This is a genomic window from Agromyces sp. NPDC056389 (assembly GCF_042262385.1).
GTDB lineage: Bacteria > Actinomycetota > Actinomycetes > Actinomycetales > Microbacteriaceae > Agromyces.
Map to the genome: position 1 here is coordinate 1,370,931 of NZ_JBHJPN010000001.1, position 14,178 is coordinate 1,385,108.

General features: G+C 69.0%; 15 protein-coding genes. 2 read left to right on the forward strand and 13 right to left on the reverse strand.

Annotated features, from left to right (window positions below):
* Positions 1–17: 17 nt before the first annotated feature.
* The 7 genes from rpsG to ACFCVM_RS06455 all read right to left on the reverse strand — a co-directional run bounded on the left by rpsG (position 18) and on the right by ACFCVM_RS06455 (position 3,431).
* A complete protein-coding gene (rpsG, locus tag ACFCVM_RS06425) occupies positions 18–488 on the reverse strand; it encodes a 30S ribosomal protein S7 (protein WP_056010907.1) in 471 nt (156 codons plus the stop codon).
* Entirely contained in the window at positions 488–862 is a 375-nt protein-coding gene (gene rpsL / locus ACFCVM_RS06430; protein ID WP_022893888.1) for a 30S ribosomal protein S12, read from the reverse strand. The genes rpsG and rpsL overlap by 1 nt, the downstream gene beginning before the upstream one ends.
* Positions 863–1,135: 273 nt before the next feature.
* A complete protein-coding gene (locus ACFCVM_RS06435) occupies positions 1,136–1,510 on the reverse strand; it encodes a hypothetical protein (protein ID WP_375835192.1) in 375 nt (124 codons plus the stop codon).
* Positions 1,511–1,592: 82 nt separating this feature from the next.
* Entirely contained in the window at positions 1,593–1,871 is a 279-nt protein-coding gene (locus ACFCVM_RS06440) for a hypothetical protein (protein ID WP_375835193.1), read from the reverse strand.
* 41 nt (positions 1,872–1,912) lie between these two features.
* Entirely contained in the window at positions 1,913–2,176 is a 264-nt protein-coding gene (locus ACFCVM_RS06445) for a hypothetical protein (protein ID WP_375835194.1), read from the reverse strand.
* 56 nt (positions 2,177–2,232) lie between these two features.
* Positions 2,233–2,880 carry a spermidine/putrescine ABC transporter substrate-binding protein gene (locus ACFCVM_RS06450; protein ID WP_375835196.1) on the reverse strand — a complete coding sequence of 216 codons (648 nt, stop codon included), beginning with the start codon at positions 2,878–2,880 and terminating at the stop codon, positions 2,233–2,235.
* A gap of 71 nt (positions 2,881–2,951) precedes the next feature.
* Positions 2,952–3,431, reverse strand: a complete 480-nt coding sequence (locus ACFCVM_RS06455; protein WP_375835197.1) for a DUF6121 family protein — start codon at positions 3,429–3,431, stop codon at positions 2,952–2,954.
* 420 nt (positions 3,432–3,851) lie between these two features.
* Between ACFCVM_RS06455 and ACFCVM_RS06460 the strand changes: the two genes are divergently transcribed.
* Positions 3,852–4,595, forward strand: a complete 744-nt coding sequence (locus ACFCVM_RS06460; RefSeq protein ID WP_375835198.1) for a hypothetical protein — start codon at positions 3,852–3,854, stop codon at positions 4,593–4,595.
* Complete coding sequence (locus ACFCVM_RS06465) at positions 4,582–5,214, forward strand: hypothetical protein (protein WP_375835199.1); 633 nt, start codon at positions 4,582–4,584, stop codon at positions 5,212–5,214. Before ACFCVM_RS06460 ends, ACFCVM_RS06465 begins: the two co-directional genes overlap by 14 nt.
* Positions 5,215–5,231: 17 nt before the next feature.
* On the opposite strand, the gene ACFCVM_RS06470 is transcribed toward ACFCVM_RS06465, so the two are convergent.
* From ACFCVM_RS06470 to ACFCVM_RS06495, 6 genes are all read right to left on the reverse strand, one after another.
* Positions 5,232–5,570, reverse strand: coding sequence for a hypothetical protein (locus tag ACFCVM_RS06470; protein WP_375835200.1), 339 nt, complete (start codon positions 5,568–5,570; stop codon positions 5,232–5,234).
* Positions 5,567–6,442: a T6SS immunity protein Tdi1 domain-containing protein gene (locus ACFCVM_RS06475; RefSeq protein WP_375835202.1), complete on the reverse strand. Its 876-nt coding sequence runs from the start codon at positions 6,440–6,442 to the stop codon at positions 5,567–5,569. The genes ACFCVM_RS06470 and ACFCVM_RS06475 overlap by 4 nt, the downstream gene beginning before the upstream one ends.
* Positions 6,443–6,615: 173 nt before the next feature.
* On the reverse strand, positions 6,616–6,984 hold the full coding sequence (locus ACFCVM_RS06480; protein WP_375835203.1) for a hypothetical protein: 369 nt from the start codon (positions 6,982–6,984) through the stop codon (positions 6,616–6,618).
* Positions 6,985–7,060: 76 nt separating this feature from the next.
* Positions 7,061–7,930 carry a hypothetical protein gene (locus ACFCVM_RS06485; RefSeq protein ID WP_375835205.1) on the reverse strand — a complete coding sequence of 290 codons (870 nt, stop codon included), beginning with the start codon at positions 7,928–7,930 and terminating at the stop codon, positions 7,061–7,063.
* Positions 7,931–7,961: 31 nt separating this feature from the next.
* On the reverse strand, positions 7,962–9,074 hold the full coding sequence (locus tag ACFCVM_RS06490) for a hypothetical protein (RefSeq protein WP_375835206.1): 1,113 nt from the start codon (positions 9,072–9,074) through the stop codon (positions 7,962–7,964).
* Entirely contained in the window at positions 9,071–14,176 is a 5,106-nt protein-coding gene (locus ACFCVM_RS06495; protein ID WP_375835207.1) for a polymorphic toxin type 15 domain-containing protein, read from the reverse strand. The genes ACFCVM_RS06490 and ACFCVM_RS06495 overlap by 4 nt, the downstream gene beginning before the upstream one ends.
* Positions 14,177–14,178 lie beyond the last annotated feature (2 nt).

Here is a 14,178-nt window from a genome sequence, read left to right on the forward strand (position 1 = left end):
GGCATCCGCTCTGCCTGCTACCAGCGGTAGTGGGCGAAGGCGCGGTTCGACTCGGCCATCTTGTGGGTGTCTTCGCGGCGCTTGACCGCGGCACCCAGGCCGTTCGAGGCGTCGAGGATCTCGTTGGTGAGACGCTCGGTCATCGTCTTCTCGCGACGAGCCTTGGCGTAGCTGGTGAGCCAGCGCAGTGCCAGGGTGTTGGCGCGGTGGGGCTTGACCTCGACGGGGACCTGGTAGGTCGAACCGCCGACGCGGCGCGAGCGCACCTCGAGGGTCGGGCGCACGTTGTCGAGCGCCTTCTTCAGGGTGGCGACGGCGTCCTGGCCGTTCTTCTCGGCGACGTTCGAGAGCGCTTCGTAGACGATGCGCTGCGCGAGGTCCTTCTTGCCGTCCACGAGGATCTTGTTGACGAGCTGGCTGACGACGGGCGACCCGTAGACGGGGTCGGCGACGACGGGGCGCTTCGGAGCGGGTCCCTTACGAGGCATTACTTCTTCTCCATCTTCGCGCCGTACTTGCTGCGGCCCTGCTTGCGGTTCTTCACGGCCTGCGTGTCGAGCGCGCCGCGGACGATCTTGTAGCGCACACCGGGGAGGTCCTTGACACGACCACCACGGATGAGCACCATCGAGTGCTCCTGGAGGTTGTGGCCCTCACCGGGGATGTAGGCGGTGACCTCGGTGCCGTTGGAGAGCTTCACACGAGCGACCTTGCGGAGCGCGGAGTTCGGCTTCTTCGGGGTGGTGGTGTACACACGCGTGCACACGCCGCGCTGCTGGGGGTTCGCCTTCAGGGCGGGAGCCTTGGTCTTGGTGACCTTCGGCGAGCGGCCCTTGCGGACCAACTGCTGAATGGTTGGCACTGCTTCTCCTTGTTGGTGCTGCACGGTGACAGCGTTTGATGGAATTCACATCACGACCCACCGGCACCGCAGAGTTGCAGCGCCTTGGTTGGTGGGTATGCCGTGGGGGCGAATCGCCCGATGCGTGCGAATCATCTCGGCCCGTCTCGCACCGGTCTTGCAGGCACGATTCGAGCGCGCGACAACGCGCACACCCGATCAATGGTAATGCGCCGTAACCTCGCGGTCAAATGACGGCGGATGCAGCGGGTCGTCCGCTCCCCCATTCTCCGGTCAGGCCGGCCGGCCTGGGGCGCGAACAGGGATGTCGAGGCCGAGCTCGACGAACGGGGTGACCAGCACCGTGTACTGCTCAGGGGTCAGGCGGTGGCGTGTCAGGATCGCTCGCGCCGCCGTGGAGATCACCGTTTGGGCATCCGAGTGGAGCCCGAAGGGGAGTTCGTCGAGTTCGTCGGCGCGGGGAAGGAGCGCTCCTCGAATCCGATGATCGAGCTCGGAGTTCGCGCTCGCGGACGGCCCCGCCGCTTCGCTCGCCTCCTTGCCGCCCTCGGTCCACAGGTCGACCTGGCGATCGAACGCCGCTTCGAGATCCGTCGGCGACAGTGCCGTCGCCTCATCGACGAAGCGCATCGTCTCGGCACCCAGCATCAGTTGGTCGCCTCGCCGTGCGGCGGGAGCCCGCAGGCCTCCGCGATGAAGGTCCGGGTTGGTCTCTCGAGCACGATCTTCCTCATTCCGTCACGACGACGGGCGTCATGCTGCTGATCTTCACGATATTCGGAGTGCGGAACTCCTGACGAACCTCGCCTGTGCGCTTGTCGATGAAGATCGCGAGATTGTCCCAGCGGGCGAATGCCTCGACACCGTCGAGGTGGAACTGCCGCGAGCCCCAGACCGGCAGGTAGTCCTGCTCGTCCTCGAACCACTCATCGGCGATGAAGAGGTCGCCCGAGATCGCGGGCGGGTGCTCGACGAAGTACTGCGCGAGCGCCTGGCGTGCCTCATTCATCGTCGGATCCTCCCCTGACTCGATTCGGTTGTCGACGTCACTCAGATCGGAGTGCCTCGGTTCCGGCCCGGTTGCTGCAGCAGGAGGTCATCGTGTTCATGAGCACGGCACTCGTCGACGAACGCGAGCGCCTCGGTGGGGTTCGCGAGGAACGTCGCATACTGCTCACCCGTGAGCTCGTAGTACTCCGCATAGTCGACGACGCCGTTGCTCACCGGGAACGACGAGAAGTACCGACCGGATTCCTCTTCGAGGCCGAGGGAATACCGTTGCTCGCGCGAGAAGTACTCATCCCGGAACTTCATGGGATGCCCACTCTTCTGCCGCGATCGCGGTGGGTCGTCCACTCCCCCACCGTCGGTCAGCTCGGCCAGCCGGGCGAGTCGAGTTCGCGGTCGAGATCAGCGAGCAGGTCCTCGATCTGCGGCTCGACGAGACGCTCGACGGCGTTGCCGATGCGGTAGCGGTGCTGCGCCAGCTCGACGCAGATGCGGCGGCCGAGCTGCTTGGCGAAATCGTCGGCGAGGCGCACCTCCTCGCGGAGCGCCTCCTTCTCCTCAGGCGTGAACGGGCGCGGAGCCGGTTCGGCGGCTTCGGCCGCGGCATCCGCTTCCAGGCCTGAGAGGGTGAAGAGGAACGGCTGGTCGGGGACGGGCTCGGGGTCGACGTCGAGGCCCAGGAACTCGGGCTCGAGGCCCTCACCGGCGCGGTAGGGCCGGCGGGCCTTGCGTTCCTCGGCGAGCCGGATCTCGCGGTGCAGCATCGGCAGGTTGCGCGCCGTGTAGTCGTCGACCGCCAGGTCGATGACCCCCTTCATTCGCATCGAGAAGGCGTGCTGCACCGGGTGCGGCACATCGACGTCGAGCCCCGCAGCCGCGAGGATCGGCGAGCCGAAGCACCGCGTGCAGAGGCGCACGCGCGCGCGGTGCGTCCCGGGTCGCCACCGGGGCAGCCATGCCAGCCACCGGTCGACCTCGTGACTCACGCGCGCCTCGATCGAACCCTGCATCAGGTTCACGATACTGCCGCCGCGCAGTCCACGTCGCAGAACGGCGAGCGGATGGCGCGCCGACGAGCCTCTCACTCGTCTTCGTCGCGCTCCCACGGCCACCGCGGGCGCTCCATGCCGGAGTCGCGACCACGCGCCACGAGCACGGCGAAGGCGGCCGTCACCGCGGCGAGCGCGGGAATGAGGAGACCGAACCAGCCGATGCCGAAGCCGAGGCCGAACAGCAGCGCGGCGAGCAGGGTGCTGCCCTCGCTCGCGAGGGCGTAGCCGATGACCGAGACGACGACGAAGGCGAGCCACGTCCACAACGCCGAGAACAGCACGCTCGACCAGATGCGGTCTGGCCGCCGGAGTGTGACGGCGAGGGTGAGCAGCAGGGCGACGACGGATGCCCCGATCGCGGCCGGAGCCACGAAGAGCCCGGCCTCGGGGTCGACGACCACCTCGACACCCGTGAACAGGCTGACGAACCCGTACGCGCAGACGACGAGGGCGAGATCGAGCGCCGCGGCGAAGGCGGCCACGATCCAGGCCGTGCGACGCGGGTCCATGCGTTCGAGCGTACGCCGCACGCGGATGTTCCAGCCAATCCGCGTCACCCGTGCGCTGTCCGGGTCGCGGGAACGCGGAGCGGCATCTCGCCGTGTCGACGTTGAGTCGGCCCCCTCCACCGGGCCCGCGTCGCGCGCGAGCTGCTCGAAGAGCGCGGCGCCGTTGCGGCGAGGTCGCGCTGCTCGGACGAGAGCGCCTCGAAGGCGACGATCTCGGGCCGCCATTCCAACGGTTCCGGCGCCGGGGGTACGTGGAACCCGCTGCACGGGATCTCGCGACTACCCCCGGCAGTCTCGAAGATCTGGATTCCGTTGCCGTCATCGACGAGCTGCCGACCGGCGCCGGACAGGACGTCCGGGCGATAGGCTGTCCACGCTCGGAGCCGGCCGCCGGCCCGATCAGAATGCGAGAGGGCACCGATGGCCGAGCCGATCTTCGAGGCATCCGTCGACCGCGCCAAGGTCGACACCGTCGGCCGCTGGAATTCTGGCATCGTCCTCGTCAGCGTCGTACTCGGATGCCTCGTCACCGCCGGGCTCGTCTTCGCCATCGTCTCGGGCATGGGCTGGTTCACGCTCATCGTCGCCACGCTGGGCGCCGGCGCCTGTCTCATCTCGACCGTCATGGCACTGCGACGGCGACGCGCCCTCATGCTTCTCGTGACCGGCACCGACGTCGCGCTGACGATCACCGATGAGGGGGTCCGCATGGCCGGAGCCCCGCTCATCGCATGGCACGACATGGTCCTGGTCGGGGTTCTCGACGACCATGCGCGGTCGGCCCGGATGCAGCGGCTCCCCCTGTCGGGCCCGCTCGCCACCGCCGCGCTGAAGGCCGGCAACGGCACGCTGCTCTGCGAGATCGGCGTGCGCGACGGTGTCGCCCTCAAGCGCGCGTTCGGCGGCGATCGCGGCGCCGAACGGGTCACGCTCTTCGACGAGTTCGACGGCGCGCGACGCGGCCTGATCCCGTTGATGCTCGACTCCGTGATCGAGGATGCGGCCGCGCATCAGGCAGCCCGGGTCCTCGTCGACGAGGCCTCGCGACGAGGAGTGCCGACCGGCACATTCACCTCGGTCTTCGGCTACTTCGAGTGGAAGGGGCCGATGATCGACCGCAAATGGCCGGTCGACGAACCGAAGGATGCCCATGGAACACCTTGAACGGCCACTGACGACCATCCCCCAGGAGCTGCGCCGCGTGCGCTCCAGGGGCCTCATGATCACCGCGGCGATGTTCATCCTCGCCGGGATCATCGGACTCGTCGTCTCGCTGACGCAGTACGACGCCATCGTCGCGATGTCGTCGGACTACGACGGGCGGCGTTCGGGACTGCGCGGCCTCGTGGCACCCACGCTCGTGCTGTTCAGTGCCGCGGCGCTCATCGGCGGCATCGTCTGGCTGACGGCCTGGTCGTACCGATGGGAGCGCGTCGAGACCGGCTCGCGGGTGAAGCAGAGCGTGAACGCGTACGCGCACGTCGTCCCGCAGGATGCCGCCGCCCTGCTCGAGCAGTTCCGCACCGGCGACCCGCGCGTGTACCTCCCCGTGCCCGCGGCCAAGAGCGGACAGGTCACCTTCGGCATCTGGCTGGCGCCCAGGGACTCAGTGGCCTACGTGACCGTCGTCGCACGGTCGGGCAACGGATGGCAGCCGCTGCCGCCGGTCGTGCTGCGCGAGAACGCCTATGCGGCGATCAGCCAGGTCACGGTCGACAACTACGGCGCTCGCGCGAGCCAGACGATCGTCAACGGATTCCTCGACCCGTTCCTCCGCGGCTGACGCCCCGCCGCCCGGGCTCAGGTCGCCGACCACCCCGGGAAGCCGGCGCAACCGTCGGTGAGGCGGATGAAGCCATCTGCCTTGTCGGTGAGGATCGCGTACGACGTGGCGGCATCGCCGCCGGCGACCGCTTCGTCCATACGCTCGAGGTTGCGCAGCGCCGTCGGCAACCAGTCGAGGAATGCGCCCGCAGGGATGTCCGAGGCGTCTTCGCCGAGGATCGCGCGCACGTCGGCGATGGCCGCACGCAACTCGGGCAGGTCCTGGGGACGCAGGGTCGCCGAGATGCTCACCGCGACGAGCTCGGTCACGGGCTGGCGCAGCCGTTCGCAGCGCTGTTCGAGCACGGAGGTCACGAGGTCGCCCCGCCATCGCGGCGCTCGAACATGATGTGCGGCGTGCGCTCCCCCGAGCGGAAGGCCGCGAGTCCGGCGTCGAAGTCCATCGCAGAGGCGACGAACAGCACAGACTCATCGGGCGCGACGTAGATCTTGCCGCCGCCGCGCACGGCGTGCACGGCGCAGATGCCGAGTCCGTCGGGCAGGTCGATGATGTTCAGGTTCGGCCCCTCGGTGAGCTTGGCGAACAGGCCGCGGGCCACCTCGATGAGACGGTCGCGATCTACCGCGGCATCCGGAACCGCGCTCGGCGCGCCCGTCGTCGGAAGCGGGAGCGCACCGCGCACCCGCGGCTGACCGGCGAGTTGCGTGATGAGGGCGAGGTGCTCGTAGAGTCCGCCGAGCTGCAGGTTGGCCGCCTCGTTCGGGCCACCGAGGGCGAGCAGCGGCACGAACCCGAAGCACTGTTCGAACGCGGGAACGCCGTCACGGTCGCGCGCGGCCGGATACGGTTGCCACTGCCAGACGTCGTCGCGGTGACGTTCGTCTTCGATGAGCGAGACGAGCGCGTCGAAGGAGAGGCCCTGCGCCAGGTCGATCGCTCCGAATCGGAACTTCACGACGAAGTAGACGCCGCCCGCGTGGAAGACGACGTCGCCGAGCGCTGTCGTGAACAGCACGGTCGACCCGTCGGGCATCGCGAAGACGCCCTCGAGCATCTGCGCGGCGCGATCGGGATCGACGAAGCGGAAGAACCCGTCGGCGCCGACGAATCCGGCACCCTGACGACGCCACAGGTCGACGACCTCGGCGGGGACCTGTCCGGCGAACCGGTCGATGGTCTCCTCGCCGATCGGCGCCACCTGGGTGAACGTGTTGAACGTGGTCATTCCGGTCCTTCCTCAGCAGGCTTCACGCGACGTGCTCCACGCGGCGAAGGCTTCCACGACACCACAGATCGAGCCGTCGGGCGATGGGGAGCGCTCCCCATCCTGTCGCACATGCGCCACTCGCGGTGAACCGGCATGCCGCGGATGGGTCGGGTGCTCGGGCGTCGGTCGGATCAGGCGGGCTCGGCGTGCGACGGCACCTCGACACCGGCTGCGACGAACGGCGCGACCAGCACGTCGTAGTGCTCGACGGCGAGCGTCGCGCGGGTCTCGATGGCGCGGGCCGCGATCACGGTCGCACCCGTCGCATCGGAATGCAGGCCGGCCGCGTGCGCATCGAGCTCCGCGGCGCGGGGGCGCAGCATCGCCCGCACATCGTGATCGAGCTCGGAGTTCTTGGCGGCCGAGATCTTGATGGCTCCACTCGCCGCACGACCGGCGGGCACCCAAAGGTCCAATGATTGGTCGAAGACCGCGGCGAGCGCCTCAGCGGGCAATGCACCCACCTGTTCGATGAACCGTGTCGTGGCGACATCCAGCATCGCGTTCCTCCTCGAGTCGTGAACCGACAGGCTACCGTGCGCAGACGATGCCTTCACGAGCCCGGCTGCAGCCAGGCTAGAGCGAGGGTGTCGCCGGAAGATCTGCGACTTCGAGCATCGTGGTTCGGAGCCCCTCGAGCTGCGCCTCGAGAACGACGAGTTCGTAGACGCCTGCTTCGATCTTCACGAGCCCCAGGCCTTCGGCGATGTCGGCATCGTGGCCGAGGTACACGCAACGCGCGATCGGCTCTCCGGCGTTCGAGCCCTGTTCGACGAGGCGCAGCTCCAAGCCGTTCCATGAACCGAGCATCTGCAGCTCGAAGACCCGTTGGACGTCTCTGCGGGCGGACTCGACGCGATCGCCGGTCGCAGCGTCGAGCATCACGACGAGATCGCCGACCAGGTCGCAGGCACGGTACGCCCCGTCGACTTCGGCGAGCGTACCGACGAGGAGGGACGGGGTAACAGGCAACCGGGTCACTGCACCGGCGATCTCCCATCCCGTCGCCACGTCGACGTAGGTCGCCAGCACCTCGGTCGCACCGGTCTGGTGGTAGCGGACGAGCTCGGTACCGGGCGAGACCCTGGTCGGGGCGAGCCACCACACGGGCACCGCTCGGTCGACCGGGGCGAACCCCGTGCCGAGGAACGGAGGGCGGTCGAGGAACGCGCCGCCCGTCTTCGCGAGCTCGGATCGTTCGGTGCCACCGATCGCGTCCTCGAACTGCATGGTCGGTGCCACCGGCAGAATGAGCACATCGATCGCTCCGGCGGGGTCGAACGGCGAACCTGCGAATCCCAGCGCATGCAGTCGATACAGCTCGGCCGGGGTGTCCGCGTACTCCGCATCCGCACGCCGCACCACATACCCGGCGACGGTGTCGAGACCCCGCTCGAGGATCGCGGCCGATTGCGCCGGCGTCACGGCCTTCTGGATGCTCGACACTGCGTCGCCTCTTCTCGTCTCGTTCAACTGTTCACAACCCGCGCGCTTCGAGGTAGGCCTTCCGGGTCCGCACACGGGGCGCGGACTCCAGACCGACCGTCGACGAGGTATACCGATATGCCTCGATCGTATCCAACCGGATCTCTTCGAGGTCGGTGCCGAACACCCTCCACGAGTCTGCGTCGATGCGACCCACCGGGTTCCAGGCGCCGTCGACGCGAGCTTCGGTCACGACCAGCTCAGGTGCCTCGATCTCGCCTGACGGCACGAATCGCCGCCACTCCCGCTGCGGTCGCGGCACGAAATCAAGCCCATAGAGCGACATCAGCGGATCGGGCATGTCGACCACCGGCCGCACCACTGCCGCCAGATCGCTGCGGAGCACACCGTCGGCCTCGAGCAGACCCACCTGCTCGGCGCGCTCGCCCACACGGCCGACCGCGAGCGGGAAATGCGCCGGCACCAGCGGCGACGTCGAGCGAGTCGCCCGGGCCGGTTCGAGGTCGCCCACACGCACTCTCGCCGACCAACCCGCCTTCATGTCGTCGATGGCATCCATCTCGGCAGCCTCGAACGGCGCGTAGGCGTCCGTGTACACGATCCGTTCCGAGTACACGATCGCGGTGTCGCCGTCGACTCGCGCGACCCGGACCTTCGCCCCGCGCCACGACGCGAAGATGATCCTGCGCTCGACGGCCGTGATCGCCGAGCGCGGCACGTCGGCACTCCACCCACTCGCGTTGCGCGTCCACGCGAACCCGACCGGCGGTTCGACCTCATCGCACTCCACCCGCAGACGCGGTTCCCCTTGGAAGACGAAGCCGACCGTGTCTCCGAGCCGGACCGAAGTCGACCCGATGACCCCGAACACGCCGACGTCGTCCGCCGTCACCGCCGATGCCGCACGCTCTCGCGTCTCGGTGAGGACAAGATGCGACAGCGCCTCGACCGGCACCTCCGCAGACGCCCACGGCTCGCGCGAGTACCCGTATGTCACGTCAGCAGGCGTGGGGTCGAAGCCCTCGAGAACCTCGCGCTCCGCAGTCACCTTGAGCGAGGTCGATTCAGGCCAGCCCGAGACCGTCACCCGCTCTCCGCGCAACGTGGCCCACCCACGACCGTCGACCCGCTTGTCCTCCGTCACGGCGTTCCGGACGGCGCACCGAGTGGAGTGCGCGTCACCCAGATGCCCGGCTTCGTCGGATCAGTCCGCTGGAGGACCGCGACGAATTCCCGGGTTCCATCGGGCAATGTCTTCCAAAGCTCCGAACCGTCGGGAAGCGCAGTCCGACCTCGACCGTACGAGGCCTCCGGCAGGTAGTCGCGCCCGACACCGGAGAATCCACTTCCCCGGAACGGATTCGACGGGTCGAGCGCCTTCGGCAGCTGGTACCCGAGCGACGGATACTGCGCCTCGAAGTCGCCACGCTCGGTCGCGCTCAGCCCGTCCCAGAACGACTGGATCGCTGGCGCACGATCCGCTGGAGCCAAGGCCCAGACCGAGCTCGGAACCTCCCGCTGCAGGAACTTCGCGACAGCATCGGCGACCTGGGGCGACTGGGTGGGATCGGCCTGGTAGACCACATCGAAGAACGGGTCCCCGTTCGACAGGCTGCCGGGGAATGGGCTCCCGGGGTAGTCGAGACCCAGCGTCGTGTGGATCTGCAGGGTCGTCAGCCCATCCGTGTCCGCAGGGCGGGCGACGAATCCTCCCACGTCATGCATCGCGGGTCCGGATCCGGTGCCGCCGCTCGCCGACGCGAGGATATTCGCAGCATCGCCCGGCTGGATCGTCTTCTGCAGCACATCGGCCGTCGATGGAGACGGCATCCGGTCGCGGACGTCGATGACGATGTCGAGCTCGGTGCGGGAGAGCTCCGAGATCGGCGTGTCGACCAGATCGGTGAACTGCTCGGGCGTGATTCCGTGTGCGCCCACGATCGATGCGAGCGCATCGCGGAACCGAACGGCGTCGGCACCGGTGAGCGAGTCGGAGTCGAACCGCGTCGTGTGCACGGTGCCGTCGGACATCGCCACCGCTCCGGGCGCCGGTGACGCCGCGGGCGTCGAAGGTGCACCCGGGTCCGGCGAGGAGACCGTCGCCGTGGTCGGGGAGGTCGAAGCGTCGCCGGTCGATGACGACGGATTCGACGAGTCCGATCCGGGCGTCGACGGTGTCGTGGGCACGGCCCCCGCCCGTGTCGACGACGGTGGCGTGGCGGCCGTCGGAGTGCTGGAGGACGGTGCCGCCGTCGAGGCTGACGACGGGGTCCCGGAGGACGGCGCCGCCGTCGAGGCTGACGACGGGGTCCCGGAGGACGGTGCCGCCGGTGTGCCGGAGGACGGCGCCGTCGTCGATGGCGACGTCGTACCGCTCGGGCCGGACTTGACGGGCTGAGCAGACGTCAGCGTCGCTTGCGTCGCGGCTGGACCGCCATCGCGAACATTGGTCGCACCGAGGTGGACGTTCAGTCGGATGTGGGGCTGCAGCGCCGCAGGGATCGTGCGGGTGGCGATGCGCATGTCGTTCCGGAAGTCGAAGACACGACGTGACCACTGGCTGCCGAGGGAGCTGTTGACCCCCAGCGAGCCTGCGCCGTCGAAGCGGTCGGGACGACCGCCGGCGACCTGGTCGGGGCCGTGCAGGATCGCCTGGTTGGTCATGACCACGCCGTTGGTCTTCAACAACGCATGGCCGGCATCCTGTTCGGCCCTGGCGACACGGCCGTTCGCGTCGTAGTACGAGACGTTGTGCCGCCACTCGGAGATGCTGAGCGCGTTCAGCCCCTGCTGCTGCAGCCCGACCTGTCGCTGGAACTCGACCCAGTCGTGCTTCTTGTTCTTCATCTCGAAGCTCGTCACGTCCACCGGCGTGGCCATGGAGAACGTGCCATCCGGGTTCGCGACGATGGGCGACCCGTTCTGCGCGGCCAACGCCTCGAGCTGCTGCCGGATCTCGGGGGTGAGCTCAGGGATGTCGTACCCGTTGAACGTGGTTGCCGCGCCGGCGGAGCCGTCGGACGCGTGCTCGGGGGTCGTCGGCGTCTGGCTCGGTTGGTTCGAGCTGGCGGCGCGATCGCCATCCGGCGTCGAGCCGTCGGGCGTCGCACCATCCGGCGTCGAGCCATCCGGTGTCGAAACCGGAGCAACCGTCGTCGGCGTCGATCCGTCGGGAGCCGTAGCTGGTGTCGCCGGAGTCGTGGTCGAGGGCGTTGCAGGCGTCGCGGGAGCGACGTTCTCGGGTGTGATCGAGGCGTCCCAGTTGGTGGCCGTCGGCTCGTTCGGCGGCCACGGCGACATGTCGCCGGTCTGCGCGTCGAGCGTCCATACCTGGTCGCCGTCGAAGAAGGCGTTGAACCAGTGACCGTCGCCACTGGACCGGTCGATGCCGACCACGCAGTGCGATCCGGGACCCATCGCGGTGAGCGAGTCGGCGATCTGCTGCGGCGTCATCGAGGTCTGGGGCAGGCCGGTGCGCGCCTCCATCTCGGGCACGTCGAGGGTGCCGGTGGGCGCCTCCGACGTCGGGTTGCCATTCAGGAAGTCGTTGAGGATCGCCGAGGTGTTGCCGCAGTTCGTCGCGTACCCGTTCGCCGGGTTGTGCGGGTCGAAGTTCGGGTTGATCTCGGCGAGCGCCTGCCGGATCTCCGCTTCGGTCCTGGTGCTCTGCTGCGGGGTGGCATCGGCATCGGGCGTGCCGCCGTCGGCACCGGATCCCGTCGATCCTTCCGGCGCCGTGCCGTCGGGGGTCGAGCCGTCACCGGTCGACGATCCGTCGGAGGTCGAGCCATCGGGCGTCGATCCGATGGGTGCCGAACCGTCGGAACCAGCGGACTGCGGAGTGCTGCTCGTCGAGGTGGACGCACCGTTCCCCGCCTGGGATCCGGGAAGGGTCGGGCGCATCAGCACGACAGCGGCAGCGGCAGCACCTGTGCCCGCCATCGCGGTGGCGGCCTCGGGTGAGAGGTCGCCGAGGTCGACGCCGTTGGACGAGGATTCGGCAGCCGCATCGCCGGCCGGGTCGGGCGTGGTGCCGTCGACGTCGGCCCCGTCTGCATCGGATGCCGCGGAATCCGGCGCGTCGGGTGCATCGGCGTCTGCAGTCGAGGTGGTGGCGTGGTGCGCAGCAGCGCCCTGCGGAGCACCGTCGGAGTGCGCCTCGGGAGTTGCGCCGTCGGTGGAACCGCCATCGGGAGTGCTCGGCGCATCCGGGGTGCTCGGCGCCTCAGGAGTGGCGGCGTCCGGCGTCCCTACCTCGGGAGCGCTGGGCGCCTCAGGCGTACCGGCATCAGGAGCAGACGGTGCATCAGGCGTCCCGGCATCAGGAGCAGACGGCGCATCAGGCGTACTCGGCGCATCAGGCGTCCCGGCATGCGGCGTACCGGCATCAGGAGCAGACGGCGCATCAGGCGTACTCGGCGCATCAGGCGTACTCGGCGCATCAGGCGTCCCGGCATCCGGCGTACTCGGCGCATCAGGCGTACTCGGCGCATCAGGCATACTCGGCGCATCAGGCGTCCCGGCATCCGGCGTACTCGGCGCATCAGGAGCAGACGGCGCATCAGGCGTACTCGGCGCATCAGGCGTCCCGGCATCCGGCGTGCTCGGCGCATCAGGCGTCCCGGCATCCGGCGTGCTCGGCGCATCAGGCGTGCTCGGCGTACCCGCGTCAGGCGACCCGCCGTCGGCCGAACCGCCAGGAGTGGGCCCGCCATCACCGAGGTCGATCGGCGAGCCGTCGCCGGCACCGCTCGAGCCGCCGTCGCCGGAACCCGGCGTCGGAATGCCGGAGGAATCCGTGTCGACCGACGTGCCGCCGGTGCCGTTCGAGTTCGACGACGGTGTGCCCGAGCCCGGGGTCGGCGTTCCGTCGGCTGAGGTGTTGGCGCCGGGGTTCCCGACCCCTGGCCCGGCCGGCGAACCCGAGTCCCCGCCACGGACGGCGCTGATGCCTCGACCGACAGCCGTGAATCCGCCGCCCATGAGGGAGCCGAGCACCATCGCCGAGATCGGATTGAAGTCGTTGCCGGTGATACCCGACTCGACAGCGGAGCTCGCGAGACCGTCGATCGCGCCCGCACCCGCCTCGCCGGAGATCTGGCGCACGCCCGGCCGGAAACCGGGACCGCCGCTGCCGCCCAGAAGCCTCGACGCCGGCGACGCCACCGCACCACCTGCGAACGCGGAGATGAACGCCGTGCCGACGTCCTGCGCCTTGTAGTCCTTCTCGTCGGCTCGTGCCGCGTTGACACTCGTCGTCGCGATCGCGCTCGCCAGACCTGCCTGCAGGCCCTCCTTCGCGGCGCGAAGGCCGCCGCGCACGAGGGCGCCCTTGATACCGCGGATGCCCTTGAGGAAGTCCTTGAGCCGGTCGATGAGCTTGGCGATCTTGATGCACCAGCGCACGACCGTGGTGCCGACCTTCGCCGCGGTGGCGATGGCGCCGATTCCCGCTGTGACGACGGTGAGCAGTCCGCCGATCGCGAGCTCGGCGGCGATCTCGATCGCCATCTGCTTCAGGAACCATCCGAGCTCTTCACGCATGTTCCGCAGCTGGGTGCGGAAATCGGAGATCCAGTCGCGCATGCCGCGAGCGTTCGTCTCCATGCTCTGCAGGCCCGAACTGATGCTGTTGCGGCAGCTCAGCACCGATGCCGACTGCGGGAAGGTCATCGCGCCGACGCTCGTCAGACTCGACGAGACCTGGCTGCGGGCGGTCTGGATGCTCTGGGCGAAGTCGCCCCACGCGTCTGACGCACTCTGCAGCTTGTCTTCATCGCCGGTCGGGATCACGACACCGACCTGCTGCAGCCCCCACTCGATGAGCTCCTGGAACTCGCCGAGGGCGCCGGGCCATCCAGCACCGAGCGCGCTGGGCGGGTTCGCCTTCGATTCGTCGAATCGGGCGGTCTCCGCACTCGGCGAGGCGCTGTTCGGGTCGAGGCCCGCACCCGGCTTCTGCGCTGCGTCGTAGGCGCGTGCGGTGTTGTTGAGTGCGGCGTCGACGAGCCGCAGCGAGTTCGAGAAGGAACGAACGCCGTCGATCGTGGGCCCGGCGAGCGCGTCGTAGCCCTCGCTGCCCTGGCAGAACTCCTCGGCGGCGTTGTCGTCGCCGGCCATGCCGGCACTGCCGCCGAGGCTGTTCGACAGCATGGTGATCGCGGTGTCGAGCGACTTGGCGATGCCGTAGAGCTCTTGGCCGTCTTGCACCAGGCGTGCAGGATCGAGTTTCACGTTGTCCGACATGA

What these genes read in the sequence shown, in the direction of transcription:
- ACFCVM_RS06445 (WP_375835194.1), bottom strand. Translation starts at nt 2,176, where the DNA reads ATGAAGTTCCGGGATGAGTACTTCTCGCGCGAGCAACGGTATTCCCTC.
- ACFCVM_RS06460 (WP_375835198.1), top strand. Translation starts at nt 3,852, where the DNA reads ATGGCCGAGCCGATCTTCGAGGCATCCGTCGACCGCGCCAAGGTCGAC.
- ACFCVM_RS06455 (WP_375835197.1), bottom strand. Translation starts at nt 3,431, where the DNA reads ATGGACCCGCGTCGCACGGCCTGGATCGTGGCCGCCTTCGCCGCGGCG.
- ACFCVM_RS06495 (WP_375835207.1), bottom strand. Translation starts at nt 14,176, where the DNA reads ATGTCGGACAACGTGAAACTCGATCCTGCACGCCTGGTGCAAGACGGC.
- ACFCVM_RS06450 (WP_375835196.1), bottom strand. Translation starts at nt 2,880, where the DNA reads ATGCAGGGTTCGATCGAGGCGCGCGTGAGTCACGAGGTCGACCGGTGG.
- ACFCVM_RS06440 (WP_375835193.1), bottom strand. Translation starts at nt 1,871, where the DNA reads ATGAATGAGGCACGCCAGGCGCTCGCGCAGTACTTCGTCGAGCACCCG.
- ACFCVM_RS06465 (WP_375835199.1), top strand. Translation starts at nt 4,582, where the DNA reads ATGGAACACCTTGAACGGCCACTGACGACCATCCCCCAGGAGCTGCGC.
- ACFCVM_RS06435 (WP_375835192.1), bottom strand. Translation starts at nt 1,510, where the DNA reads ATGCTGGGTGCCGAGACGATGCGCTTCGTCGATGAGGCGACGGCACTG.
- ACFCVM_RS06480 (WP_375835203.1), bottom strand. Translation starts at nt 6,984, where the DNA reads ATGCTGGATGTCGCCACGACACGGTTCATCGAACAGGTGGGTGCATTG.
- ACFCVM_RS06475 (WP_375835202.1), bottom strand. Translation starts at nt 6,442, where the DNA reads ATGACCACGTTCAACACGTTCACCCAGGTGGCGCCGATCGGCGAGGAG.
- rpsG (WP_056010907.1), bottom strand. Translation starts at nt 488, where the DNA reads ATGCCTCGTAAGGGACCCGCTCCGAAGCGCCCCGTCGTCGCCGACCCC.